This is a genomic window from Isorropodon fossajaponicum endosymbiont JTNG4 (assembly GCF_016592615.1).
In the GTDB taxonomy this organism is placed as follows: Bacteria; Pseudomonadota; Gammaproteobacteria; order PS1; family Pseudothioglobaceae; genus Ruthia.
On the sequence record NZ_AP013043.1, the window covers coordinates 1328402 to 1351621 of the forward strand.

The 23220-nt window shown below is 38.4% G+C and carries 34 protein-coding genes and 6 pseudogenes; 4 read left to right on the forward strand and 36 right to left on the reverse strand.

The annotated features are described in order from the left end of the window. Positions 1-111: 111 nt before the first annotated feature. From glcF to CVFO_RS07805, 5 genes and pseudogenes are all read right to left on the reverse strand, one after another. A pseudogene (gene glcF, locus CVFO_RS07785) lies at positions 112-1237 on the reverse strand (glycolate oxidase subunit GlcF). Further along, a pseudogene (rhuM, locus tag CVFO_RS07790) lies at positions 1224-1758 on the reverse strand (RhuM family protein); the annotation flags it as partial. The pseudogenes glcF and rhuM, both read right to left, overlap by 14 nt. Further along, a pseudogene (locus tag CVFO_RS08885) lies at positions 1735-2658 on the reverse strand (FAD-binding protein); the annotation flags it as partial. The pseudogenes rhuM and CVFO_RS08885, both read right to left, overlap by 24 nt. Positions 2659-2722: 64 nt before the next feature. Next, on the reverse strand, positions 2723-2935 hold the full coding sequence (locus CVFO_RS07800) for an addiction module protein (RefSeq protein WP_201339461.1): 213 nt from the start codon (positions 2933-2935) through the stop codon (positions 2723-2725). Between the two features lie 62 nt (positions 2936-2997). Next, entirely contained in the window at positions 2998-3168 is a 171-nt protein-coding gene (locus CVFO_RS07805) for a hypothetical protein (RefSeq protein WP_201339462.1), read from the reverse strand. A gap of 57 nt (positions 3169-3225) precedes the next feature. Here CVFO_RS07805 and CVFO_RS07810 point away from each other — a divergent pair, with 57 nt between their 5' ends. Beyond that, positions 3226-4266: a pyridoxal-phosphate-dependent aminotransferase family protein gene (locus CVFO_RS07810; RefSeq protein ID WP_201339463.1), complete on the forward strand. Its 1041-nt coding sequence runs from the start codon at positions 3226-3228 to the stop codon at positions 4264-4266. A 289-nt stretch (positions 4267-4555) separates the two neighbouring features. Here CVFO_RS07810 and CVFO_RS07815 read toward each other — a convergent pair. Further along, positions 4556-5662: pseudogene (locus CVFO_RS07815) on the reverse strand (IS3 family transposase). Between the two features lie 226 nt (positions 5663-5888). Then, entirely contained in the window at positions 5889-6977 is a 1089-nt protein-coding gene (locus tag CVFO_RS07820) for a tRNA nucleotidyltransferase/poly(A) polymerase-related protein (protein ID WP_201339464.1), read from the reverse strand. Between the two features lie 42 nt (positions 6978-7019). Between CVFO_RS07820 and msrB the strand changes: the two genes are divergently transcribed. The 3 genes and pseudogenes from msrB to CVFO_RS07835 all read left to right on the forward strand — a co-directional run. Continuing rightward, positions 7020-7382, forward strand: coding sequence for a peptide-methionine (R)-S-oxide reductase MsrB (gene msrB, locus CVFO_RS07825; RefSeq protein WP_201339465.1), 363 nt, complete (start codon positions 7020-7022; stop codon positions 7380-7382). 2 nt (positions 7383-7384) lie between these two features. Beyond that, positions 7385-8686: pseudogene (mpl, locus tag CVFO_RS07830) on the forward strand (UDP-N-acetylmuramate:L-alanyl-gamma-D-glutamyl-meso-diaminopimelate ligase). 101 nt (positions 8687-8787) lie between these two features. Beyond that, positions 8788-9078 (forward strand): annotated as a pseudogene (locus CVFO_RS07835) (UbiX family flavin prenyltransferase); the annotation flags it as partial. Between the two features lie 71 nt (positions 9079-9149). Here the strand turns inward: CVFO_RS07835 and CVFO_RS08890 are convergent. The 29 genes from CVFO_RS08890 to rplB all read right to left on the reverse strand — a co-directional run bounded on the left by CVFO_RS08890 (position 9150) and on the right by rplB (position 23210). Beyond that, positions 9150-9464, reverse strand: coding sequence for a TSUP family transporter (locus tag CVFO_RS08890; protein WP_225879252.1), 315 nt, complete (start codon positions 9462-9464; stop codon positions 9150-9152). A gap of 74 nt (positions 9465-9538) precedes the next feature. Then, the gene (locus CVFO_RS08895; RefSeq protein WP_225879253.1) at positions 9539-9856 is read right to left on the reverse strand and encodes a TSUP family transporter; all 318 of its coding nucleotides are present in this window, start codon (positions 9854-9856) and stop codon (positions 9539-9541) included. Continuing rightward, entirely contained in the window at positions 9844-10572 is a 729-nt protein-coding gene (locus CVFO_RS07845) for a DUF3530 family protein (RefSeq protein WP_201339467.1), read from the reverse strand. Before CVFO_RS07845 ends, CVFO_RS08895 begins: the two co-directional genes overlap by 13 nt. A 256-nt stretch (positions 10573-10828) precedes the next feature. Continuing rightward, on the reverse strand, positions 10829-11275 hold the full coding sequence (locus CVFO_RS07850) for a GatB/YqeY domain-containing protein (RefSeq protein WP_201339468.1): 447 nt from the start codon (positions 11273-11275) through the stop codon (positions 10829-10831). Between the two features lie 31 nt (positions 11276-11306). Next, positions 11307-11522: a 30S ribosomal protein S21 gene (gene rpsU, locus CVFO_RS07855; RefSeq protein WP_201339469.1), complete on the reverse strand. Its 216-nt coding sequence runs from the start codon at positions 11520-11522 to the stop codon at positions 11307-11309. A gap of 11 nt (positions 11523-11533) precedes the next feature. Then, positions 11534-11929, reverse strand: a complete 396-nt coding sequence (gene rplQ, locus CVFO_RS07860) for a 50S ribosomal protein L17 (RefSeq protein WP_201339470.1) — start codon at positions 11927-11929, stop codon at positions 11534-11536. 10 nt (positions 11930-11939) lie between these two features. Further along, positions 11940-12920, reverse strand: coding sequence for a DNA-directed RNA polymerase subunit alpha (locus CVFO_RS07865; RefSeq protein WP_201339471.1), 981 nt, complete (start codon positions 12918-12920; stop codon positions 11940-11942). A 10-nt stretch (positions 12921-12930) separates the two neighbouring features. After that, on the reverse strand, positions 12931-13557 hold the full coding sequence (gene rpsD / locus CVFO_RS07870) for a 30S ribosomal protein S4 (RefSeq protein WP_201339472.1): 627 nt from the start codon (positions 13555-13557) through the stop codon (positions 12931-12933). Between the two features lie 9 nt (positions 13558-13566). Continuing rightward, on the reverse strand, positions 13567-13950 hold the full coding sequence (gene rpsK / locus CVFO_RS07875; RefSeq protein WP_281064399.1) for a 30S ribosomal protein S11: 384 nt from the start codon (positions 13948-13950) through the stop codon (positions 13567-13569). A gap of 15 nt (positions 13951-13965) precedes the next feature. Then, positions 13966-14319 carry a 30S ribosomal protein S13 gene (rpsM, locus tag CVFO_RS07880; RefSeq protein WP_201339473.1) on the reverse strand — a complete coding sequence of 118 codons (354 nt, stop codon included), beginning with the start codon at positions 14317-14319 and terminating at the stop codon, positions 13966-13968. A 167-nt stretch (positions 14320-14486) separates the two neighbouring features. Further along, entirely contained in the window at positions 14487-14600 is a 114-nt protein-coding gene (gene rpmJ, locus CVFO_RS07885) for a 50S ribosomal protein L36 (protein WP_201339474.1), read from the reverse strand. Between the two features lie 15 nt (positions 14601-14615). Beyond that, positions 14616-15914 carry a preprotein translocase subunit SecY gene (gene secY, locus CVFO_RS07890; RefSeq protein WP_201339475.1) on the reverse strand — a complete coding sequence of 433 codons (1299 nt, stop codon included), beginning with the start codon at positions 15912-15914 and terminating at the stop codon, positions 14616-14618. Positions 15915-15917: 3 nt separating this feature from the next. Then, positions 15918-16352, reverse strand: coding sequence for a 50S ribosomal protein L15 (rplO, locus tag CVFO_RS07895; RefSeq protein ID WP_201340446.1), 435 nt, complete (start codon positions 16350-16352; stop codon positions 15918-15920). 13 nt (positions 16353-16365) lie between these two features. After that, entirely contained in the window at positions 16366-16704 is a 339-nt protein-coding gene (rpmD, locus tag CVFO_RS07900) for a 50S ribosomal protein L30 (protein WP_201339476.1), read from the reverse strand. Continuing rightward, positions 16704-17222, reverse strand: coding sequence for a 30S ribosomal protein S5 (gene rpsE / locus CVFO_RS07905; protein ID WP_201339477.1), 519 nt, complete (start codon positions 17220-17222; stop codon positions 16704-16706). Before rpsE ends, rpmD begins: the two co-directional genes overlap by 1 nt. A gap of 46 nt (positions 17223-17268) precedes the next feature. After that, a complete protein-coding gene (gene rplR / locus CVFO_RS07910) occupies positions 17269-17616 on the reverse strand; it encodes a 50S ribosomal protein L18 (protein ID WP_201339478.1) in 348 nt (115 codons plus the stop codon). 17 nt (positions 17617-17633) lie between these two features. Further along, the gene (gene rplF / locus CVFO_RS07915; protein ID WP_201339479.1) at positions 17634-18179 is read right to left on the reverse strand and encodes a 50S ribosomal protein L6; all 546 of its coding nucleotides are present in this window, start codon (positions 18177-18179) and stop codon (positions 17634-17636) included. Between the two features lie 15 nt (positions 18180-18194). Continuing rightward, on the reverse strand, positions 18195-18590 hold the full coding sequence (gene rpsH / locus CVFO_RS07920) for a 30S ribosomal protein S8 (RefSeq protein WP_201339480.1): 396 nt from the start codon (positions 18588-18590) through the stop codon (positions 18195-18197). Between the two features lie 11 nt (positions 18591-18601). Then, positions 18602-18907 carry a 30S ribosomal protein S14 gene (gene rpsN / locus CVFO_RS07925; RefSeq protein ID WP_201339481.1) on the reverse strand — a complete coding sequence of 102 codons (306 nt, stop codon included), beginning with the start codon at positions 18905-18907 and terminating at the stop codon, positions 18602-18604. 5 nt (positions 18908-18912) lie between these two features. Continuing rightward, entirely contained in the window at positions 18913-19452 is a 540-nt protein-coding gene (rplE, locus tag CVFO_RS07930; RefSeq protein ID WP_201339482.1) for a 50S ribosomal protein L5, read from the reverse strand. Between the two features lie 22 nt (positions 19453-19474). Then, entirely contained in the window at positions 19475-19786 is a 312-nt protein-coding gene (gene rplX, locus CVFO_RS07935) for a 50S ribosomal protein L24 (RefSeq protein WP_201339483.1), read from the reverse strand. Then, positions 19786-20154, reverse strand: a complete 369-nt coding sequence (rplN, locus tag CVFO_RS07940) for a 50S ribosomal protein L14 (RefSeq protein WP_174605730.1) — start codon at positions 20152-20154, stop codon at positions 19786-19788. Before rplN ends, rplX begins: the two co-directional genes overlap by 1 nt. Positions 20155-20182: 28 nt before the next feature. Then, positions 20183-20449 (reverse strand): 30S ribosomal protein S17, encoded by a 267-nt coding sequence (gene rpsQ, locus CVFO_RS07945; protein WP_201339484.1) that lies wholly within the window; start codon positions 20447-20449, stop codon positions 20183-20185. Then, positions 20446-20634, reverse strand: coding sequence for a 50S ribosomal protein L29 (gene rpmC / locus CVFO_RS07950; RefSeq protein ID WP_201339485.1), 189 nt, complete (start codon positions 20632-20634; stop codon positions 20446-20448). The genes rpsQ and rpmC overlap by 4 nt, the downstream gene beginning before the upstream one ends. Beyond that, a complete protein-coding gene (rplP, locus tag CVFO_RS07955; protein WP_201339486.1) occupies positions 20634-21044 on the reverse strand; it encodes a 50S ribosomal protein L16 in 411 nt (136 codons plus the stop codon). The genes rpmC and rplP overlap by 1 nt, the downstream gene beginning before the upstream one ends. A 16-nt stretch (positions 21045-21060) precedes the next feature. Beyond that, positions 21061-21753: a 30S ribosomal protein S3 gene (gene rpsC / locus CVFO_RS07960; RefSeq protein WP_201339487.1), complete on the reverse strand. Its 693-nt coding sequence runs from the start codon at positions 21751-21753 to the stop codon at positions 21061-21063. Between the two features lie 7 nt (positions 21754-21760). Beyond that, positions 21761-22093, reverse strand: a complete 333-nt coding sequence (rplV, locus tag CVFO_RS07965; protein WP_201339488.1) for a 50S ribosomal protein L22 — start codon at positions 22091-22093, stop codon at positions 21761-21763. A gap of 14 nt (positions 22094-22107) precedes the next feature. Then, on the reverse strand, positions 22108-22377 hold the full coding sequence (gene rpsS / locus CVFO_RS07970; RefSeq protein ID WP_201339489.1) for a 30S ribosomal protein S19: 270 nt from the start codon (positions 22375-22377) through the stop codon (positions 22108-22110). Positions 22378-22379: 2 nt separating this feature from the next. Then, positions 22380-23210 carry a 50S ribosomal protein L2 gene (gene rplB, locus CVFO_RS07975; protein ID WP_201339490.1) on the reverse strand — a complete coding sequence of 277 codons (831 nt, stop codon included), beginning with the start codon at positions 23208-23210 and terminating at the stop codon, positions 22380-22382. Between the last annotated feature and the right edge of the window lie 10 nt (positions 23211-23220).

The window sequence follows — 23220 nt, forward strand, 5'->3', positions numbered from 1 at the left end:
TAAGCAAGATCAATTTAAGTATCCTTAAACATATAAAAATTATCTATTTTTAATTGCAAAAAAAAATCATAATTATATTCCATAATTTGGAATTAAAATTGACATCACAACCTAATTATCTAACAGTTCAACCCAGTGCTTGACAGGGATTTTTGCCTGTTTTTGCAGATGCATTAAACAACCAATATTTGCAGTTACTATCATTTGTGGATTGCTTGCTTGTAAATGTTTGAGTTTGTTGGCTCTTAATTGCTGTGATAATTTTGGTTGAAAAATGGAATACGTGCCTGCAGAACCACAACATAAATGCGCATCAACAACAGGCGTTTGCTGATAACCCAGTGAACTCAAAATAGAATCAACCAACCCACCTAGTTGTTGCCCGTGTTGTAATGTACAAGGCTCGTGATAAGACATATCAACTTTCTCTAAATTAAGCTGGCTTAAATCTTGATCAACTAAAAACTCAGCAATGTCTTTGGTTTTATTAACAATGAGTTGCGCTTTTTGATAATAAGGGTCTGATGCTTCAAACATAGATGCGTAGTCTTTAACCATTAATCCACAGCCACTGGCGCTAGAAATAATTACCTCAGCCTCAATTTTAAGCCAAGTGTCAATATTTCGCTTAATTTTAGCCAAGGTGTCGTGACCAGCGCTTAAATGCTGGTCAACCGCACCACAGCATTGTTTTTGTGGCGTTTCTACAGTTTCATAGCCTAATTTTGCTAGAATGTTTTTAATACTATGGTTAATATTAGGCGCAAGTATAGGTTGAATACAGCCCCCCTAATAACAAAACTTTGCCAATTTTTACAATGGGTTTAATAGGCTTTGCTTTGATTTTAGAATGTCTAAAAATAAGCCCAATTGGATTAAATAAAATAGGCGTGGTTAAAAATTGACGAACAAAGTATCGATATATCTTTTGCCAAAGTGGACGTTTTTGTTCTATAAATTCACGCCCAATATCTATCAATTGACCATATTCAACACCTGATGGACAGGTGGTTTCACATGACCTGCATGTTAAACAGCGATCCAAATGAATAATACTTTGCTTGGAAAAATGATGATTTTCTAAAGCCGATTTAATCAAATAAATACGTCCGCGGGGTGAATCTAATTCATCGCCTAATAATTGATAAGTTGGACAAGTGGCTAGGCAAAATCCACAATGGACACATTTTCTAATAATGTCATTGGCTTTGAGATTTTGAATATCAAGTGTTTGCATCTTGCTCGTCCAGTTGCCTTATATCCGCCTCAATTTCTTGCAAACTTTGTTCTGCTTCAAATACTTTTTGCTGGAATTTAAAATTTTCATACGCTTTGCCTGATTTTTTAATACCAGCATAATTTTTTTTACCAGAAGCCGACATACCCATTAACGGCAGCTTTGCATCTACTCGCCTATAAACCAATCCTGCCGCAGTTTGCCGACTGATTGCCCAAAGCAACTTATTTTGCACCCGTTTAAAAAAATCAATGGTTTTTTCATTGCTAGAATCGTAATCAATGCTAGTGGTATAAATATCCTTTATCTTCTGATAAAACAATTTCTCAGAAAGCCGTATCTCACGAATACGACTCTGTAACTCATCAAAATAATTCATAGAATTACCCGATTTAAAACGCTCATCATTTAGAACAAAGCCTTTAATCAGGTATTCTTTAATCAATGCAGTTGCCCATTTTCTAAACTGTACCCCCTTGACGAGATTTAACCCGATAACCTACAGAAATAATCATATCAAGTCTGAGTTGATATTTTTGGCTCAGCTCGTTAATTTTTTCCAACATACCTGCCAAATGCCGCCTTGGAATCGTGCCATCAAGCTCGCAAAGTAATAATGCCTTGGCATCTAGTGGATAACCAACTTTAACAAACCCTTCAGCCGCTTCAATGGCAAAACTGTCCATCATTTCTAGCCCAGCAGGAATAATGCCAGCCTTAATAATATCAGCCACTACGTTAGCACACTCTCGAACAGAATCAAACCCTGCCATCACCACTCTAGCAAGGGCAGGTGTTGGTGTAAGTTTAACTGTAATTTCAATAATAATGCCCAGCAAACCCTCCGAGCCATTCATAAGTGCTAACAACCCCAACCCATCATCCTGACGAGACAGTATTAACTCATCACCATCAATAGTCAGCATTTTAATTGCCTCAACATTATGCACTGTTAATCCATATTTTAAGCAATGCACACCGCCAGAATTTTCAGCAACATTTCCGCCAATCGTACAAGCAATTTGGCTTGATGGATCAGGCGCATAATAAAGGCTGTGCTGCGTTACTGCCTCACTAATAGCGATATTCCTTACACCTGGCCCAACCACAGCCAGCTGGTTTTCTACATCAATTGATTTCACTTGATTTAACTTAGACAAGCCCAGAACAACTGAATTTTCAAGCGGTATCGCTCCACCCGCCAAACCCGTCCCCGCACCCCGTGTTACCACTGGCGTGTTATTGTCCTTACAAATTTTCAATACTTGCTTAATTTGCGCAATATTTTCTGGCAATACTACTGCCAAAGGCTTTTTCCTGTACACACTTAACCCGTCACACTCAAACGGACGAGTGTTTTCCTCGCCCGTAAGGACAATGCCCTTAGGTAGTTGTGTTAAAAGTTGCTGTATGACTTCCATTAATCAAATCTACTTTCTGTCCAAATAAGCAAATCGTTACTAGCTATCGGCAATATTTCTATGTTCATTCAATCTTATTGCGTATTTGTTGCTTAGCCTTCTCCCAGTCCATAGGAAGCTGAGTACCGCCTACATATTGTTGTTCGGGTGAATTTAAAACAGGCTCATGCCAATTGGACGATTCAAACGAACCATGCTGACACAAGTCGTTCCAAAGTATCTCCATAGTAGATAACTTCCCTGCCGTTGTCATATCTTTAGGCGATATTGTAATCATATTATTTTTCCCAATTAACTGTAAAAATCATTGTTAACTATATTTTGACATATCGTTGTCTATTATTTCTGATTATTAATCATTTGTTCAATAAATACTTTTAAATCTTGGTCTAAATATGGCTCATTATTTCTATTTTTTTGAAGGTGATTGATGATGTTCGCATAATAATCATCCGAAATACCCTCAGATAAAGCAAGCGATAATTCATAAATAATTAGCATCTGAGCCATTATAATGGTTTTTTATTTATTTTAATCTTATAGTATTATGCAATCATTTAACCCGCCATGGCAAGGTCTACTATTGGCCATCTAGATCCTGCTTTTGTGGGCATGATGGATGAGGCTAAAGAAGGTTTAAAAATTATTTTTAAACCTAAAAATGAGTTAACCATGCCTGTATCAGCACCTGGTTCTGCGGGTATGGAGACTTGTTTTGCTAACTTAGTTGAGCCTGGTGATAAGGTTATTGTGTGTATTAATGGCGTATTTGGTATGCGCATGAAAGAAAATGTGACTCGTTTGGGGGGTGAGACAATTATTGTTGAGGATAATTGGGGCGAGGCGGTCAGTGCTGACAAGCTAGAAGAGGCTTTAAAAAATAACCCAGATGCTAGTATTGTTGCTTTTGTGCATGCTGAGACTTCAACTGGTGTGCAATCTAACGCCAAAACCTTATGCAAACTTGCACACCAGTATGATTGTATTACTATTGTTGATGCAGTTACTTCTTTGGGTGGTACTGAATTGCGTGTTGACGAATGGGAAATTGATGCGATTTATTCAGGCACACAAAAATGTTTATCTGCTATGCCGGGTATTTCGCCCATTAGCTTTAGCGAGCGTGCTATTAAAAAACTCAGCACACGAAAAACCCCTGTTAGCAGTTGGTTTTTAGACCTTAATTTAGTCATGGGGTATTGGGGTGAGGGCGCTAAACGCACCTATCACCACACCGCACCTGTAAATACACTATACGGTTTACACGAATCATTGGTGATGATATTAGAAGAAGGTATTGAGAATTCTTGGGCGCGTCATCAAAAAAACCACGAGCTATTAAGAAATGGTTTAGAGGCAATGGGTATTAACTTCTTAGTGAATAAAAAAGACCGCTTGCCACAATTAAATTCTGTGTTTATCCCTAAAGGTGTTGATGACGCACAAGTTCGCGCCACCCTACTTAATGATTACAACCTTGAAATTGGTGCAGGTCTTGGTGCTTATGCTGGCAAGGTTTGGCGTATTGGTTTAATGGGTTATGCCTCAAGAAAAGAAAATATCGTTTTATGCCTATCAGCACTTAAGGAAATTTTAGCAAGTAAATAACAGTTGTATTTCTTCACACTGGCTTTTTGTGCAGTGTGAAGAAATATAAAAATAGTTAACAAATCATCCCAACTGAGTACCAATGCATCGGTTGAATTTAAGTGCGTCATCGCCTAAAACTAATCCCACGCCATATATCCTTAATTGTCCCTGTATAATCCATATCAACAACAAGCATTCTCCTAAACTAAAACTAAATGAAAGACTCCCTAGACCACTTACCTAGCAACAGGCAAACTCATTAAGGGTCATTCTTTATGTGCAATGCTCTAACCTACTTGGACACATTTCAAGCCGCTTTTTTCAATTCAGCCATCTTTTGAGCAGGTGTTAAATACCCAATCGCTGAATGAATCCTTTTGTAATTATACAAGTAGATATAACCCTCTACATTTTGCACGACTTCACTATGATTTGCAAAACTTTGATAATTTAATCTCTCAGTCTTCAGACTTCTAAAGAAACGCTCCATGACCGCATTATCCCAACAATTACCTCGCCTGCTCATGCTTTGAGTAATGTTGTTCTTGTTGCAATAATCAATAAAAACTTTAGAAGAGTATTGAGTCCCTTGATCAGAGTGGAACATGTGTTTATTTGTATTGGGCTGGTGTCTAGACACAGCATTACTAAGCGCATCCTTTGCCAACTGAGCATTAGGCTGTTTTGACAATGCCCAACCAACAACTTGTCTTGAGCCTAAATCCAACACACTGGCTAAATAACTCCCACCTTGATAGGTTTTGATATAGGTAATATCACCAACCCAATGCGTATTAATTGATTGCTGCTCAAACACACGATTTAATAGGTTTTTTGCCTTTTTAAACATCAATCTAGTATTAGGGTAATAATGACGCTTTCTTGGGCGTATGGCAACTACATTGGCTTTTTTCATTAGCGTTGCGGTTTGGTAAATACCAATGTTATAACCTTGGTTATTCAAAACTACTCGCATTCTGCGTTTGCCATAGGTGTATCCAACTTCAATAGCAGTTTGTTTGATTAATTTAATCATAGCGTTGGTGTTGTTGTTTACTCGCTTATCTTTGACTTGATAGTAATAACTACTGTGAGGAAGTTTGAGTAATGCTCATAATTCTTTAGTATTGTATTGTTGGCAAGCCTTGTTTATCTTGATAATCATATCACTTGGTGATTGTCCACAGCGAACAAGGCTGTTGCCTTTTTTAAGATTTCATTGTCCCTTTGTGCGCGCCAAAGTTGTTTCTCAAGCAGTTGTATTGTTTGTTGTTCAGAAGTCAGCGCTTTGCCTGACTCTGGTGTTTGTCCACCAAGCTCTGCTAGGTATTGTTTTCTCCATCTGCTAACTGCTGAGGAGCAAGCTCCTGATATTATCATGATTTTTTTTATTGGTGTAATTCTCATGCACCATGAGTTTGGCATAATCTAGTGTTCCCCCCTCAAGGGGGTATTGAACAGAATGTTCAACGGTAAAAGTCACTCGTTGTTTTCTTGATTTATATTGTGTCATTACTGACCTCCTTATGGTTTGTATTATAAGGCTATCTTTGTGTCCAATAAAATTAGACTATTGCAGTATGGTATGTGCTATTTCAGGTTGTTGTGGGTAATTCAAAATGAATTTGGTTTTTTTGATATTACTTCTTTATTGTTTTAAGAAACAAGTCAATGATTAATTTTTTTTCTATTTGAATGGCTTTGCCAATGTCTGACTTATCCAGTTTAGATACATCAATATCTTTAAGTAAATCTCTTAGGTGTTTAATGGGTTTAATATCAATCGCTAGTAGTTGAAATGTAGTGAGTAAATCTTCAAATCTATCTTTGCGTCTAAGCGCATCAGTTTTGGTGAAAAAGTCAAATATTTCATTGCTTGATTGATTGGGGAAATCCTGTGAAAATTGGTAAAACTGACTAACAAGTTCGGATAATTGCTGATATTGTTTAGGGCATTTAATGGCGTTGCATAAAGCTTTAATATTGCGTCTGTTCTCATCTTTAAGCCAAATAGAGAACTTAATATGTGCCTTATTAGTATTAAGGTTATCTAAAAACTCAAATGAATTGCTGTGGCTTTGGTGTGCCTGATTATCAAGACTGAGGAAAACTTTTTGATAGGCGCCACAAGCGGTTAATACTTTAAAAAAAGCTGATGGCGTTTCATACGATAAAGCTTTATTAAGTTCTTTAAATACACGCTCAGGGGTGAGAGCATCTACCTCGCCTGAGGTGACCATTTGGCTCATTAGTTGGTGGGTTTGGTGTGCTACTTTAAAGCCAAACTTTTTAAAGCGTGCTGCAAATCGAGCCACACGCAATACGCGTACTGGGTCTTCGCTAAAGGCATCAGACACGTGGCGTAAAATGCCATTGTTTAGGTCTTCTTGGCCATTAAATGGGTCAAATAATTCATCCGCTTTTTGCGCTATTGCATTAATGGTTAAATCACGGCGAAAAAGGTCCTGTTCAAGTGTTACTGCTTTTGAAGTATCAAATTCAAAGCCTTTGTAACCTTTGCCAATTTTTCGCTCTAATCGAGCAAGCGCATATTCTTCTTGCGTGCCAGGATGTAGAAAAACAGGAAAATCTTTACCAACTCGCCGATAACCTAAATCTAGCATTTCAGCACTGGATGAGTCAACCACAACCCAATCTTTTTCAGTGTTGTTATCTGAAATGCCCAACAAGCGGTCACGTACTGCGCCACCAACTAAATAAACTTTCATACTTAATAGAAAAAAATTTATTAATTCTCATATAATACACGAATGAATTTAAATAAACTAACCCCAGAACAGCTTAGAATCACGCAACAGGCAGGCACTGAAACGCCGTTTACTGGCAAATATTACAACCATCAAGAGCAAGGGAATTATCTTTGTGTTTGTTGTCATCAGATTTTATTTTCATCCAACACTAAGTTTGGGTCAGGCACAGGTTGGCCCAGTTTTTCTGATGTTTCAAAATCTGATAGTGTTAAGCTAATTACTGATGATTCACATGGCATGAGTCGTGTTGAAGCAAGATGTGCTAATTGCGATGCTCATCTTGGGCATGTTTTCCCCGATGGTCCTACCTCAAGCGGCAATCGCTATTGTATCAATTCTGCCTCACTTGATTTTAAGCCTTAATAATGCACATTCATATTCTTGGCATTGCTGGTACATTTATGGGCTCACTCGCCTTGATTGCCAAGCAAATGAGGCATTTGGATCAGGGCGTTTACCCACCAATAAAGCACCCAACCTGACGAGCAAAACATTAACTATACACAAAACTACAAAGCTAAAGATTTACCCAAAGCGGATTTATTTATTATTGGCAATGCCTTGTCTCGTGGTGTAATGCGTGCGTGGAAGAAATACTCACCCAGCGATACTCTTATACCTCAGGTGTGCAGTGGCTAAGCGAAAACATATTGCATAATAAGTGGGTGCTTGGCGTGTCAGGTACTCATGGCAAAACCACCACAGCTAGTATGCTAACTTGGATACTTGAATTTTCTGGCTACAATCCTAGTTTTTTAATTGGCGGGGTTTCACAAAATTTTGGGGTATCGTCACGTTTAACTGATGCTAACTTTTTTGTGATTGAGGCTGATGAGTACGATACGGCTTTTTTTGACAAGCGCTCTAAGTTTGTTCATTACCACCCAAGAACATTGGTGATTAATAATTTAGAATTTGACCACGCGGATATTTTTGACTCACTCAAAGACATTCAAAAAACAACTCCACCATTTGATTCGCACCATACCTAGCAATGGCTTGGTTATTTATCCAAAAAATAATGCAAATATTAAGGCGCTACTTAGGCAGGGCATTTGGTCTGAGGAGCAAGCTTTACCAACTCAACTCTGATAAATACAAAAACGGGTACAAAATTTAATGTTGAGGGCGGTCAGGTATCGTGGCATTTATTGGGCGAGCACAACATGGAAAATGGGTTGTGCGCTATTTATAGTGCACACCACGTTGGCGTACCAATTGATGTGGCTTGCGAGGCATTAAGTAGTTTTAAAGGGGTGAAACGTCGCTTGGAAATCAAGCACCAAACTGAATCCATTACTTTGTATGATGGCTTTGCCCACCACCACCCTAGCGCCATTAAAACAACGATTGAGGGTTTACGTGCAAAGGTGGCTGATGAGTCTATTATTGCTATTTTGGAGCTAAGGTCTAATACCATGCAATCTGGCGTACACCAACAAACTTTAGTGGATGCGCTTAAAAATGCCAATCAAGCCTTAATATTACGACTCAAGCATTGTGATTGGGATATTGATGCCTTGCTTAAAAATAATCACTCAGCTTATTTGTTTGACTCTGTTGATGATATTGTAAATCATCTTAATTCTATTAATCATGGTCACTTTGTGGTGATGTCAAATGGTAGTTTTGATGATATTTTTAATAAAACAATACCTAATCTATGAAACCCATCACCATTGCATTAACAGGTGCTTCAGGCATGCTATATGCCGTCACCCTACTCAAAGAATTGGTCAAAACCCAATCATTAATTTATGTCATGGTTTCTTGTGCTGCCAATACCGTTGGTTATGCAGACAATCTAATGCATCGCGCTGCTGATGTGGTGATTAAAGAGCAGAAAAAACTTATTTTAGCACCTAGGGAAACGCCTTATTCCGCCATCCATTTGGAAAATATGCTTAAACTTTCACGCCTTGGCGTGGTGATTATGGATGCCAATCCTGCGTTTTATCAAAATCCTAACTCGATTCAAGATTTGGTAAATTTTGTTGTGGCTAGAATACTTGATCATTTAGAAGTAGCGCATAATCTAGTACCGCCATGGCAAGATTAGTTAACAATAAGATTAAAAAGCAATCACTAAAAGCCAGAAACAAAGCAAAACCTTTTTTAAGTTTTTGACCATCAACACGATGTGCAACCTTGGCACCACAAGTGGTGCAAACAGGACACTGGTGTAATAACAATACTTAATAGCGCTTTCGTATGGATAAAACCTAAGCCGCTAGTAACACCCTCAGCCCCAATGCCTGTTATTATAAAACCCAAACTACCTGCAATTGCAATTGGCATGCCCACTGAAACTGAAGTGGCAATGGCGTTTTTGATATTAATATTGTTATAAACTAAAAATGGAGTTGTCATCGTGCCGCCACCAATGCCAACGATGGCTGAAACCAAGCCAATAATATAGCCCGTTACCCCCAAAAAAAAACCCATCTACTTAAATTATCCGCATGTCCAGAGGCCCTGATGCTAAACCACATAATCAGTGCAACCGTTATTTCAAAAAATCAAAACCCAAGTATTGAGCGATAATTGCACCACAAAATGCCCCTAGTAAAATAGTGGGCGTGAGTTTTATAAAGTGATGCCAATGGACTGCCCCCATTTTGGGGATGCGCCCAAACACTGGAAATAGAAGTAAAAACAATCACAAAAAGTGCAGTGCCAATTGCTGTGTGCATCAAAACCACTTCATGAACTTCAGCTGCTAATACATACAGCAGGGCTGGCACGATAATTAAACCACCACCGACACCTAACAAGCCCGCTCCCGCTACAAAACCAGAAAATACCCCAAGTAATAATAGTTGAACTAATTCAACCAAGCGCTGACCGTATCAATTAACAAGTCATCTTTTTCATTAAAAAAGTGATCTGCATTCACCATTTTTTGATGGTAATTTTTATTCTTACTTGATGCATTAGCGCGCGCTTTTACAGAGCTTAACACTGGCTCAATATCATCCACACCATACAAATCAAGCACGGGAATATCAATCTTTGTCAAATATTCAACTGCTAAACCTGGCATACCTATGGCAGTAAATTTTTTAAATGGATGTTGATTGTTGGCCAAATAATGCGCACTCATGACACTACCTAAACTATGTGCAATTAATGTATTTGCCTCAAAGCCTTGTGCTTTTAAATAATTAATGGCAGCAGTGATACGATGATTGGCTTTATTAAATAAAGGCTCATATTGGTCAGCATCAACCCCATTTGCCAATACAGGCACTTGGATAGAAAGAGTATTAAATCCCTTTTCAGTTAATACAACCCGCAATGGTTGAATGACTTGAACCCAGTCTGGGTGTGCGCCCAAACCATGGACTATAATCGCTGTTTTTTTAGTATCAGACTCACTCGGTGTAAAGATTGATAAAAATTCATGATTATTAGCACTTAACCAAACCGAATCGCCATCCATGAGCGTATCTTCAACTTGTGTTGCCCAGCGTGTTTCTTTAGCATAATCAGGTGTCGTTTGTGCAAATGCAGCCTGAACAATAACAATAGATAGTATCAATAATAACTTCATAAACCCTCCTCAAATATGCTTGCTATTATAAAGCAAAAAATCACAGTGATGCTTTTAAGAATAAGTAAGCGGTGGTAAAGTGTGATTGATGTACACTTATCACAACATTTTAAAAAATATTACAACAAGTGCAATGGCATCAAAATATCATCTTGGGGAGAAAATATAATGAATGCAAGGCGCAATGATACAAATTATTACCAATTTGTATCAATTAGATATTTCAACCACACAGAATATGTGGCGAGAATTTATTTTAAGAGAATTTAGATCGAATCAGACCAGATACAACACCCATATCAGTTTTGCCATCTAATTTACTTTTTAGCAAACCCATGAGTTTACCCATATCTTGCATAGAAGACGCACCAGTATCAGCAATCGCTTTGTCAATGGCAATGCTCACTTCAACATCTGATAATTGCTCTGGCGTATAATTGTTAATAACAACCAATTCTGCCTCTTCAACATCAACTAAATCAATACGGCTTGCTTCTTTAAATTGTGAAATTGAATCTTTACGTTGCTTAACCATTTTTTGCACAACACTAAGCACCTGCATATCATCCAGTTCAATGCGTTCGTCAACTTCTCTTTGTTTGATTGCCCCTAAAATCATGCGTATCGCTTTAAGGGTGGCTTTGTCTTTGGCTTTCATAGCTGATTTCATATCAGCAGTAATGCGTGCCTTTAACTCAGACATAATAGCGGATTATAATACTTAGAATGTACGTCTAGTACATGCGTTTACGATGAACACGATTTTTAGCCCTTTCTTTGTGTGTTCTTTTAACAGCGGCTGCCTTCATGCGCTTATTAACCCAAGTTGGCTTTTCATAGAATTCTTTCTTTCTTACATCAGTGATAACACCAGCTCTGTCACAGGTACGACGAAAGCGTCTAAGTGCAATATCAAAAGGTTCGTTCTCTCTTACTTTAATTGAAGGCATATATTTTTCCCTTATGAAGCGGCAGTTTCAGCAACTACATCTGTCGTGGTTTCAAGGTCAACTAATTGGACAATTGCCATTGGGGCTTTATCGCCAGTACGAAAACCAGCCTTTAAAATACGAATGTAACCACCAGGACGATCTTTATAAAACGGTGCTAATTCAGTGAATAATTTGGCAACCATTGCGTCATCACGTAATTTTGAAAACGCATTACGACGATTAGCAACACTGTCAACTTTGGCTTTAGTAATTAATGACTCAACAACACGTCTAAGTTCTTTTGCTTTAGGCAAGGTGGTTCGAATGGTCTCATGTAAAAACAATGAGTTTGCCATATTTTTAAACATCGCCTTACGGTGGGATGAGTTACGATTTAATTGCCTACCTGACTTTCTATGTCTCATGTCTTATTCCTTATTCACTCATTAAATCAACTGGCGGCCAATTTTCAATACTGGTACCCAAGTCAAGCCCTTTCTCAGTTAACACTTCTTTAATTTCATTAAGTGATTTACGGCCTAAATTAGGCGTTCTTAGTAAATCTTGCTCAGATTTTTGAATCAAATCACCAATATAGTAAATTTGCTCTGCCTTTAAGCAGTTTGCACTACGTACGGTTAATTCTAACTCATCCACTGCTGCTAACAACTGTGGATCAAAATCTTCTGATGTTGGTAATGCCGTCTCTTCTTCTACCAACTCTAATTCAACGAATGAAGATAATTGTTCTTGTAGGATTGTTGCTGCGCGTTTAATAGCAACTTCTGCATTAACCGAACCATTAGTCTCAATCGTAATGTTTAACTTATCAAGGTTAACCTTCTGCTTAACACGCGTCGCATCCACCGTGAAACTAACACGCCTAATGGGTGAAAAACTTGCATCTAACTGCATACCGCCGATACTTGATGCTTCGTCAGTACGTGACGTGGCAGTATCATAGCCAATACCAGTACTAATCTTAAGTGTCATACGCATATGACCTTCATCATTAATTGTTGCAATCACCTTATCAGGATTAAATACTGTAATATCAACGCCATTAGTCTCAATATCGGCCACTGTAATTTCACACGGACCTTTTTTGTCAATAACAATTTGCGTAGTTTGAGTTGTATTTAATGTAACTGACACCTCTTTAAGGTTAAGTAAGATATCCAGTACATCTTCTTGAACACCGTCAATTGTAGAAAACTCATGCATAACCCCATCGATGGCAACTTCGGTCACAGCAGAGCCTGTCATAGAAGATAACAACGTTCTTCTTAGGGCATTGCCCAAAGTATAACCAAAGCCTCTCTCAAGAGGCTCAAGGACGACCTTGAATTCATTAACACCAGTTTGAGAAGACTCAACCAGCTTTGGCTTTAAAAAATCTCTTGCATTACCTTGCATAATTAATTCCTTATTTAGAATACAGTTCAACGATTAAATGTTCTTGAATGTCTGATGGTAACTCATCACGAGCAGGAACATTTTTAAACACACCCTTCAGTGCTTTGTTATCAATATCAAGCCACTGTGGTTGAGTTGATTGTTCAGCCAACTCAAGTGCTAATTGAATACGGCTTTGATTTTTAGCTTTTTCTCTAATTGAGATTTCATCATTAACACTCACTTGGTAAGAAGGAATGTTAACAACCAAGCCATTCACCAAAATAGACTTATGCGAAACTAGTTGTCTCGCTTCGGCACGCGTGGAACCAAAACCCATGCGATAAACAATATTATCCAAACGACACTCAAGCAATGATAATAAATTTTCACCTGTAGAGCCTTTCTTTTGCGACGCCTTTTTGTAATATAGGCGAAATTGCTTTTCTAAAATGCCATAAATACGCCTTACTTTTTGTTTTTCACGTAATTGTAAACCATACTCTGTGCCCTTTTGACGGCGTGCATTAGCACCGTGCATGCCAGGAAATTGAGTCACCTTACATTTAGAATCCAGTGATCTAATACTACTTTTAAGAAATAAGTCCGTGCCTTCGCGACGTGCTAATTTACAAGTAGGTCCAGTATATCTAGCCATAATTTATCCTTATACTCTACGTTTCTTAGAAGGACGACAACCATTATGAGGGATTGGTGTCACATCTGTGATTGATTGAATTTTTAAACCCTGTGCATTAAGACCACGAATTGCTGAGTCTCTACCAGGACCAGGGCCTTTAACACGAACTTCTAAGTTTTTCATGCCAAAAGCCAATGCTTTCTCACCACAACTACCTGCAGCTACTTGTGCAGCAAACGGTGTGGATTTTCTTGAGCCTCTAAAACCAGAACCGCCTGAGGTCGCCCAACAAACTGCATTACCATGACGATCTGTAATCATCACAATGGTATTATTAAACGTTGCATGAATGTGTGCAATACCATCAGTAATTACTTTTTTAGACTTCTTTTTTGTGGGTGTTTTAGCCATAATATCTACCTATGATTATTTAATTAAACGACGAGGACCCTTACGAGTTCTTGCGTTTGTTTTTGTTCTTTGACCACGTAGTGGTAGTGATTTTCTATGACGAACACCACGGTAGCAGCCTAAATCTTTTAGGCGTTTAATATCCATAGCAACTTGACGACGAAGATCACCCTCAACTTCATACTTAGCAACTTCTGCACGAATTAATTCCAACTGATCTTCAGCAATATCAATAACTTTGGTGGCTGGGTTTAATTTAAGGGTCGTGCAAATCATTTTTGCTTTGGTATCACCAATACCAAAAATTGACTGTAAGCCAATCACAATATGTTTATGTGTCGGGATGTTTATGCCTGCTATTCTAGCCATTTATCTTATACCTCCTCTACGTGTTTCTGTTTCATAGACTTATTTTCCTTGTATTCTTGCCTCTTTCTATTATTACGCAACTTTTTTTTTTCTTAATAAAAAGCGCGCAATACTAAATTTGAAAAACCCATAATTTTACGCTTATAGCTTTCCAATGTCAATCCTAATTAACCTTGTCTTTGCTTATGACGAGGCTCTTTACAAATAACACGAACCACGCCATGACGCTTGATAGTTTTACAATTGTTACAAATTTTCTTAACCGATGCTCTTACTTTCATAATAATGACCTTTTTTTAGTTTAAACCTGCCTTCTTCATTAATGACTCATACTGATTAGACATTAGGTGAGATTGGGCTTGTGCAATAAAATCCATCACCACAACGACGATGATTAACAAACTAGTACCACCAAAGTAAAATGGCACATTCCAATATAAAATTAGAAACTCTGGCAACAAACAAACAGCAGTGATATAAACCGCACCAGATGCCGTTAGCCTAGACATAACTGAATCAATGTAATCTGCCGAGTGCTTGCCTGGTCGAATACCTGGAATAAAACCACCTGACTTGCGTAAATTATCAGCTGTGTCTTTTGAATCAAATGTTAGTGCCGTATAGAAGAAGGTAAAAAATACAATGGCCAGCCCATAAAACAACACATATAAAGGCTGTCCTGGAGAAATGCTAGCAGTTAAATCTGCCAACCAGCCCATACCCTCGCTTTGCGAAAACCAGCCTCCTAAAGTTGCCGGAAATAAAATAATTGATGAGGCAAAAATTGGTGGGATAACACCTGCCATATTAATTTTTAACGGTAGATATGAACTCTGACCACCAACCATTTTACGACCCTGTTGACGTTTGGCATAATTAACCGTGATACGGCGTTGCCCTCGTTCCATAAAGACCACAAAGGCTGTCACTAACAACGTCATGATTAATAAAATTGCCACCAAAATAATGGTTAGTTCACCTGTAGATACCAACGATAAAGTTGAGCCCAATGCTGAAGGTAAGCCTGAAACAATACCGGCAAAAATAATCATTGAAATGCCATTGCCAATGCCTTTTTCTGTGATTTGTTCACCCAACCACATTAAAAATAAAGTACCTGTGGTTAATGTCACGACAGTCACCATACTAAAGGTAAAGCCACCTTGAGTGACCAAAGCAACACCACCAGCACTTTGTGATTGTAAGGCAATAGAGATGCCATAAGATTGAAATACTGCTAATACCACTGTACCTATGCGTGTGTATTGTGTAATTTTACGTTTGCCTGTTTCACCTTCTTTCTTCAATTGCTCTAACTTTGGTATAACAGAGGTCATCAACTGAATAATAATTGATGCCGAAATATAGGGCATAATACCTAAAGTAAAAATAGATAATCTTTCTAACGCGCCGCCTGAGAACATATTAAACATATCCAAAATCGTACCTTGTTGATCTTGTACGAGTGAGGCAAGTGCGGCACTTGAGATAAATGGAATGGTAATATGCGTACCCAACCTAAAAACGATTAACGCACCCAGTAAAAAAAGGATGCGCTTTGATAAATCTTGAGAGAGGCCTAAGGGTTGGTTCATAATTTACTCGTTCACTGAGCCTTTAACGGCTTCAATCGCCAACTTTGCACCTTTAGTTGCTTTGATACCAGTCAATGTGACTGCTCTAGTAATTTCACCGGAAAGCATGACTTTAACACGTTTAATATTTTTAGTGACTAAGTTGTGTGCTTTTAAAACATCAATAGTAATGTCAATCTCAGTCAGTCTATCAATTTCAGATAGTGTCACTTGTGAGGTAATAATGGATACTCTTGATGAGAATCCAACCTTTGGAAGACGACGTTGCAAAGGCATTTGACCGCCTTCAAAACCAATCTTGCTAAAACCACCAGAGCGTGCTTTTTGACCCTTGTGGCCACGACCACAAGTCTTACCAAAGCCACTACCAGTGCCACGGCCCACACGTTTTCTTGATTGCTTCTCGCCTTCGGCGGGTGACAACGTATTTAATTGCATAACGTTCATTTTCTTAATCCTCTACTTTTAGTAAGTAAGCCACTTTATTAATCATGCCCCTGATTTCAGGCGTATCTTTAAGCTCTTTTGTATGGTTAATACGCTTTAAGCCTAGCCCTGCAATGGTTGCACGGTGAGATGGTAAGCGACCATAAAAACTCTTAACTAGGGTGACACTAACTGTATTGTGCTTACTAGATGTTTGTGTGTTTTTAGTGACTGTTGCTTTTTTAGGTGCGGCTTTAACTAGTGTTTTTTTCTCTGGTGTTTTCGCCTGTTTAACAGATGCTTTTTTGACAGTTGATTTTTTAGTTGCTGTTACTTTTTTAACTACTTTGTTTTCTTCAGCCATTACCCTTCCCCAGTAATTTGATCAACAGTCTTACCACGCTTGGCAGCAACCAATTGTGGAGATGACATAGAAGTCAAACCTTCAACCGTTGCACGCACCACACTAATTGGGTTACGAGTACCGTTGCATTTCGCCAAAATATTATGCACACCCACTGCCTCTAATACGCTACGCATTGGACCACCAGCAATAACACCCGTACCTTCTGAAGCTGGCTGCATATAAACTTTAGCTGCGCCAACACTTGAGGTAATTGGATAATGAAGCGTGCCGTTCACCAGTGGCACAGACTTCATTGCCTTACGTGCTTTATCCATTGCTTTTTGAATAGCAGCAGGTACTTCACGCGCTTTTCCTGTGCCATAGCCAACTTTACCATTACCATTGCCAACAACAACTAGCGCTGAAAAACCAAAGATACGCCCACCTTTCACTACTTTTACAACACGACGGATATTAACCAATTTTTCAATATAATCGTTATCATCGTTGTTGTTATTTTTCTTATATTCAGTCATTATTTACGCCTTTTTAATATTTTTATTAATTAATCTTATTAACAACTTAGAAGTCCAAACCACCTTCTCTCGCCGCATCAGCCAATGCTTTAACGCGACCATGATATTTAAATCCAGAGCGGTCAAAGGTGACTTTTGTTACTTTTGCACTAGTAGCAGCTTTAGCGATTGCCTCACCAACTTTAGTTGCTGCATCTACATTACCACCATTTTTAAGTTTGGTTGCTAATGTTGAAGCAGAAGCCAACACTTTAGTACCACAAGGGCTAATAATCTGAGCATAAATATGCTGTGCAGTTTTGTGAACGCATAAGCGCTCAACACTTCTTTGTGCGTGCTTGGCTCTAAATTTGGTTGCTCTTCTTAAACGAGCTTGTTTTTTAGAAAGTTTCATATTAATACCTTAGTCAATTATTTCTTCTTAGCTTCTTTACGAACAACTTGTTCATCAGTGTAACGAACACCCTTACCTTTGTAAGGCTCTGGCGGACGATAAGCTCTAATTTCAGCGGCCACTTGACCTACTTTTTGCTTGTCCATACCTTTAATGACAATTTCAGTTTGAGAAGGTGTTTCAACTGTAATGCCTTCTGGGAGTTTGTAATTAATTGGGTGCGAAAAACCCAATGTAAGATCCAACACTTTTCCCATTGCTTTGGCACGATAACCAACACCAATCAAGGTCAACTTCTTTTCCCAGCCCTCTGTTACGCCCTGAATAAGATTTGCAGTATTGGCTCTTGCTGTACCAGCTTGAACCCAAGCTTTCTTTTGCTCTTTCTTTTCAGCGATAGTAATATCAAAACTAAGTTTATCATCAGTATTTGTAATTACAACGCAAGGATGGACATTCATATTCAACTGACCCAACTTGCCCTTGGCAGACATTAAATTACCAGTAATGGTAACTTCAACACCAGTTGGTATGGTAATGGGTGATTTTGCAACTCTAGACATTCTAACTCTCCAATATTAGTAAACGTTGCACAAAACTTCGCCGCCTACATTTTGCTCATGTGCTGCTTGTCCAGTCATCACGCCTTTAGGCGTAGAAACAATAACAATACCTAAGCCATTCATAACACTTGGCATTTGTGAACTACCCACATAAACTCTTAAACTTGGCTTTGATATGCGCTGTAATTTTTCAATAACTGGCTTGTTGTCATAATATTTTAATTTGATGTTTAATGTTTTACTAGCAGTAATACCATCAACACTAAAAGATTCAATATAGCCTTCTTGTTGCATCACACTTACAATGGCAGATTTTAAATTTGACGCTGGAACATTAACTTCTTTTTTCTCAACCATTTGCGCGTTGCGAATGCGCGTTAACATGTCAGCAATAGGATCAGACATACTCATATTATTTCTCCTTACCAGCTTGCTTTAGATAAACCTGGAACTTCACCATTCATGGTGCGCTCTCTAAGTTTGGTTCTAGCAAGACCAAACTTACGGTAAAAACCATGTGGGCGACCTGTCAAAGCGCAACGACTACGCTGACGTGTTGGTGAAGCATCACGTGGCAGAGCTTGCAATTTAATGGTTGCTTGAAAACGCTCTTCATCAGATGCGTTAATACTCTTAATAATTTTCTTAAGCTCAAGGCGTTTTGCTTTGTATTTTTCAACCAGCTTTGTGCGCTTGATGTCTCTATTTATCATAGACTTTTTAGCCATTTTTCTTATCCTTTAAATGGGAATTTAAACATTGCCAATAGTTTCTTAGCGTCTTCATCACTTTTTGCAGTGGTGGTAATAGCAATATCCATCCCACGCACTCTTGTTACTTTTTCAAAATCAATTTCAGCAAACGTAATTTGTTCAGTAATACCCATGTTGTAATTACCACGACCGTCAAATGCAGTGGCCTTTAAACCCCGAAAATCACGAATACGAGGAATGGCAATATTAACTAAGCGATCAAGAAATTCATACATTCTTTCCTTGCGTAAAGTGACCTTACAACCAATTGGGTTTCCTTCTCTTAACTTAAAACTTGCCACTGATTTACGCGCATTACAAGTTAGTGGCTTCTGACCAGAAATAAGGCTCATTTCTTCCAATGCACTTTGCAGCACCTTTTTATCACCCAATGCACTACCCAATCCCATATTGATTGTAATTTTTTCAATCTTAGGCACTTGCATAGGATTAGACATACCTAGCTCTTTTTGTAAAGCTGGTAAAATTTCATTTCTATATTGTTCTTGTAATCTAGACACGCTTATATTTCCTTATACTTAATCAAACGATTGCTTCATCATTTGATTTAAAAAATCTTTCTTTAATACCATCTTTATTAGTGCGGACACCCACCCTATCAGCTTTTTTAGTTGTTGGATTATAAATAGCAACATTAGAAACTGCTAGAGGCATTTCTATCTCTGTAATACCGCCCGTAACACCTGCATTTGGGTTGGGTCTTACATGTTTTTTGGCAAGATTTAAACCCTCAACCAACACCTTAGAATCTAATACCTTAGTTACTGTACCTGTAGAGCCTTTGTCTTTGCCGGCAATAATAATGACTTCGTCGTTTAATTTAATCTTTTGCATTATAAAACCTCTGGTGCAAGTGAGACAATTTTCATAAATTGTGCATTGCGTAATTCGCGAGTCACTGGACCAAAAATACGAGTACCGATTGGCTCAAGTTTTGTATTTAGAAGTACAATTGCATTATTATCAAAACGAATACGAGACCCATCGCTACGGCGAACACCATGAGCAGTACGTACAACAACTGCATCATACACATCGCCTTTTTTAACTTTGCCGCGCGGTGCGGCTTCTTTAATACTGACCTTAATGACATCGCCGATATTAGCATAACGACGCTTAGAACCACCTAGTACTTTAATACACATTGCTTTAACGCCACCACTATTATCTGCGACCTTAAGTTTTGTTTGCATTTGAATCATGACTTACTCTCTTTAAATAAACTTAATATTAATCAACAGAAACTGATTTTTCAACCACTTCCAGTAATGCCCAATGCTTAGTTTTTGAAAATGGTTTTGCTTCAACCACTCGAACTAAATCACCACGTGTGCATTCATTCTTTTCATCGTGCGCATGCACTTTGGTGCTGCGTTTGATGTATTTTTTGTAAATAGGATGTCTTACTTTGCGTTCAATTAAAACAGCAATGGTCTTGTCACGATTGCTACTCACAACCGTGCCTGTCAATACGCGTTCTACTTTTTTGTCACTCATGCTTGCTTCTGCCTAATAATAGTTTTAACTTGTGCAATGGATCTTTTAGTTTTTCCCAACTTTGAAGCATCATCCAATTGTGCGCTTTTATGTTGCATACGCAACTCAAAATGCTCCTTTAGAAGTTTAATCAACGTTTCATTAAGTGCTGAAACGTCTTGATTTCTTAACTCTTTAACATCCATTACATTACCGTCCGTTTAATAACTGTCGTTTTGACTGGCAACTTTGCTGCTGCTAATGCGAATGCTTCTCTAGCAATTGTTTCATCAACACCTTGCATTTCAAACAACATCTGACCAGGTTTAATTTGTGCAACCCAATATTCAACACTACCTTTACCTTTACCCATCCTAACTTCTAATGGCTTTTTAGTAATAGGCTTGTCCGGAAACACACGAATCCAAATCTTTCCTTGACGTTTAACATGGCGTGTCATTGCACGACGTGCAGATTCAATTTGTCTGGCAGTCATGCGACATCTGCCCACAGCTTGGAGTCCGATTTCACCAAAACTAACCTTATGACCCGTTGCAAGACCGCGATTACGGCCTTTCATCATTTTTCTAAATTTTGTTCTCTTAGGTTGTAACATTTATCAATCCTTCGCTTTATTTTTTGGCAATCTGATTCGTTGCACCACGACGAGCAACCTCATCTAGTGTGCCTTTTTTGTGATCTAGAATCTCACCTTTGAAAATCCAAACTTTAATACCAATAACACCGTACTGTGTGTTTGCACCGTAAGAGGAGTAATCAACATCAGCTCTAAAAGTATGTAAGGGTACTCGACCTTCACGATACCACTCGGAACGCGCAATTTCTGCACCGTTTAAACGGCCACTAACCATCACTTTAATACCTTGGGCACCCAAACGAGTTGCATTGCCTAGCACACGCTTAACAGCACGACGATACATCACACGTTTTTCTAATTGTTGAGCAATATTTTCAGCCACCAAACGCGCATCAAGTTCAGGTTTTTTAATTTCTTCAATATTAATATGAACAGGAATGCCCATCATTTTTGAAACAGTTGACTTTAACTGCTCAATATCAGCACCTTTTTTGCCAATAACAATACCTGGACGTGCCGTATGAATAGTAACCTTGGCATTATTTGCCAAACGTTCAATCTGAATACGACTAACAGAAGCGTTCGTTAATTTATCGAACAGATAATCTCTAACCTCAATATCAGATAATAAATATTTAGAATAATCTTGACTATTGGCATACCATTTAGAATCCCAATCTTTGACAATACCTAATCTAATACCTTTTGGATTTACTTTTTGACCCATATTAAACCTACTTGCTTACGCCAACTGTAATGTGGCTTGTTCTTTTTAAAATTCTATTCGCTCTACCTTTTGCTCTTGGGCGAATTCTTTTCATGGTTGAACCTTCGTCAATATAAATACTGGTAACGAGTAATTCATCGATATCTAGTCCATCATTATGCTCAGCATTAGAAATAGCTGAGTTCAACACTTTTTTGACCAAAACTGCTGCCTTTTTATTACTGAATGATAAAATATTTAAGGCCTCTTCTACCGACTTAAGACGAATCTGATCCGCCACCAATCTTGCCTTAAAAGCGGATGTTTTTGCATATTTGTGTACTGCTTTAACTTCTTTCATTGTCATCTACCTATTTAAGCTTTGCGATCACCAGAGTGACCTTTGAAAGTTCTAGTCATGGCAAATTCGCCCAATTTATGACCAATCATGTTTTCATTGATAGACACAGGAACATGCGCCCTACCGTTATGAACTGCAATCGTAAGACCAATCATTTCAGGCACGACAACACTGCGACGCGACCACGTTTTAATTGGTTTTCTGTCATTTTTTTCTTGAGCCACTAATACTTTTTTGATTAAGTGCTCGTCTACAAATGGTCCTTTTCTTAATGATCTAGCCATGATTAACCCTTATTCCTATGACGCACGATGAGCCTATCTGTGCGTTTATTGCTACGTGTTTTATAACCCTTGGTCGGTGTACCCCAAGGAGAAACTGGGTGTCTACCACCACTGGTTTTACCTTCACCGCCACCATGTGGATGGTCAACTGGGTTCATAACAACACCACGAACAGTTGGACGAACACCTCGCCAACGAGTAGCACCTGCTTTACCTAATTTTCTTAAACTATGTTCAGACCTAGAAACTTCACCAATTGTTGCACGACAATCTGCTAAAACCTTGCGTACCTCACCAGAACGAAGCCTCAAAGTAACATAGTTGCCTTCTTTAGCAATCAACTGTGCAGAGGTGCCAGCACTACGAGCAATTTGTGCGCCTTTCATGGGTTTTAATTCAATACAATGAACCACACTACCTAATGGGATGTTGCTTAATGGCATTACATTGCCTGCTTGAATAGCAACAGAATTACCTGACACAATGGTATCGCCAGCACTCAAACCACGAGGTGCAATAATATAACGACGCTCACCATCAGCATATAAAACCAAGGCAATGTTAGCACTACGATTTGGATCATATTCTAAACGTTCAACACGTGCAGTAATATCATCTTTATTGCGCTTAAAATCAATAATACGATAACGACGCTTATGCCCACCACCCTTATGACGTGTAGTGATACGACCTGCGTTATTACGACCGCTGATTCTATTTTTGCTTTGTGTTAATGGCGCATAAGGCGCGCCTTTATATAGCTCTTTGTCTACAATACTAACAACAAATCTTCTACCTGGTGAGGTTGGTTTTCTTTTAATTACTTGTGCCATAATAATCTCT

Coding starts and splice junctions, on each gene's coding strand:
- rpsK (WP_281064399.1), bottom strand. CDS start 13,950: ATGGCTAAAACACCCACAAAAAAGAAGTCTAAAAAAGTAATTACTGAT.
- rpsE (WP_201339477.1), bottom strand. CDS start 17,222: ATGACTGAATATAAGAAAAATAACAACAACGATGATAACGATTATATT.
- rpsH (WP_201339480.1), bottom strand. CDS start 18,590: ATGAGTATGTCTGATCCTATTGCTGACATGTTAACGCGCATTCGCAAC.
- CVFO_RS07800 (WP_201339461.1), bottom strand. CDS start 2,935: ATGATTACAATATCGCCTAAAGATATGACAACGGCAGGGAAGTTATCT.
- CVFO_RS07850 (WP_201339468.1), bottom strand. CDS start 11,275: ATGTCTGAGTTAAAGGCACGCATTACTGCTGATATGAAATCAGCTATG.
- rpsC (WP_201339487.1), bottom strand. CDS start 21,753: ATGGGTCAAAAAGTAAATCCAAAAGGTATTAGATTAGGTATTGTCAAA.
- rpsM (WP_201339473.1), bottom strand. CDS start 14,319: ATGGCTAGAATAGCAGGCATAAACATCCCGACACATAAACATATTGTG.
- rplO (WP_201340446.1), bottom strand. CDS start 16,352: ATGCAATTAAATACGTTGTCACCCGCCGAAGGCGAGAAGCAATCAAGA.
- rpsS (WP_201339489.1), bottom strand. CDS start 22,377: ATGGCTAGATCATTAAGAAAAGGACCATTTGTAGACGAGCACTTAATC.
- CVFO_RS07865 (WP_201339471.1), bottom strand. CDS start 12,920: ATGCAAGGTAATGCAAGAGATTTTTTAAAGCCAAAGCTGGTTGAGTCT.
- CVFO_RS07810 (WP_201339463.1), top strand. CDS start 3,226: ATGGCAAGGTCTACTATTGGCCATCTAGATCCTGCTTTTGTGGGCATG.
- rplF (WP_201339479.1), bottom strand. CDS start 18,179: ATGTCTAGAGTTGCAAAATCACCCATTACCATACCAACTGGTGTTGAA.
- rpmJ (WP_201339474.1), bottom strand. CDS start 14,600: ATGAAAGTAAGAGCATCGGTTAAGAAAATTTGTAACAATTGTAAAACT.
- CVFO_RS07845 (WP_201339467.1), bottom strand. CDS start 10,572: ATGAAGTTATTATTGATACTATCTATTGTTATTGTTCAGGCTGCATTT.
- rplR (WP_201339478.1), bottom strand. CDS start 17,616: ATGAAACTTTCTAAAAAACAAGCTCGTTTAAGAAGAGCAACCAAATTT.
- CVFO_RS07820 (WP_201339464.1), bottom strand. CDS start 6,977: ATGAAAGTTTATTTAGTTGGTGGCGCAGTACGTGACCGCTTGTTGGGC.
- rpmC (WP_201339485.1), bottom strand. CDS start 20,634: ATGGATGTTAAAGAGTTAAGAAATCAAGACGTTTCAGCACTTAATGAA.
- rpmD (WP_201339476.1), bottom strand. CDS start 16,704: ATGGCTGAAGAAAACAAAGTAGTTAAAAAAGTAACAGCAACTAAAAAA.
- rplQ (WP_201339470.1), bottom strand. CDS start 11,929: ATGAGACATAGAAAGTCAGGTAGGCAATTAAATCGTAACTCATCCCAC.
- secY (WP_201339475.1), bottom strand. CDS start 15,914: ATGAACCAACCCTTAGGCCTCTCTCAAGATTTATCAAAGCGCATCCTT.
- rpsQ (WP_201339484.1), bottom strand. CDS start 20,449: ATGAGTGACAAAAAAGTAGAACGCGTATTGACAGGCACGGTTGTGAGT.
- rplX (WP_201339483.1), bottom strand. CDS start 19,786: ATGCAAAAGATTAAATTAAACGACGAAGTCATTATTATTGCCGGCAAA.
- rplP (WP_201339486.1), bottom strand. CDS start 21,044: ATGTTACAACCTAAGAGAACAAAATTTAGAAAAATGATGAAAGGCCGT.
- CVFO_RS07805 (WP_201339462.1), bottom strand. CDS start 3,168: ATGGCTCAGATGCTAATTATTTATGAATTATCGCTTGCTTTATCTGAG.
- rplV (WP_201339488.1), bottom strand. CDS start 22,093: ATGAAAGAAGTTAAAGCAGTACACAAATATGCAAAAACATCCGCTTTT.
- rpsU (WP_201339469.1), bottom strand. CDS start 11,522: ATGCCTTCAATTAAAGTAAGAGAGAACGAACCTTTTGATATTGCACTT.
- rplB (WP_201339490.1), bottom strand. CDS start 23,210: ATGGCACAAGTAATTAAAAGAAAACCAACCTCACCAGGTAGAAGATTT.
- rpsN (WP_201339481.1), bottom strand. CDS start 18,907: ATGGCTAAAAAGTCTATGATAAATAGAGACATCAAGCGCACAAAGCTG.
- rplN (WP_174605730.1), bottom strand. CDS start 20,154: ATGATTCAAATGCAAACAAAACTTAAGGTCGCAGATAATAGTGGTGGC.
- msrB (WP_201339465.1), top strand. CDS start 7,020: ATGAATTTAAATAAACTAACCCCAGAACAGCTTAGAATCACGCAACAG.
- rpsD (WP_201339472.1), bottom strand. CDS start 13,557: ATGGCTAGATATACTGGACCTACTTGTAAATTAGCACGTCGCGAAGGC.
- CVFO_RS08890 (WP_225879252.1), bottom strand. CDS start 9,464: ATGGGTTTTTTTTTGGGGGTAACGGGCTATATTATTGGCTTGGTTTCA.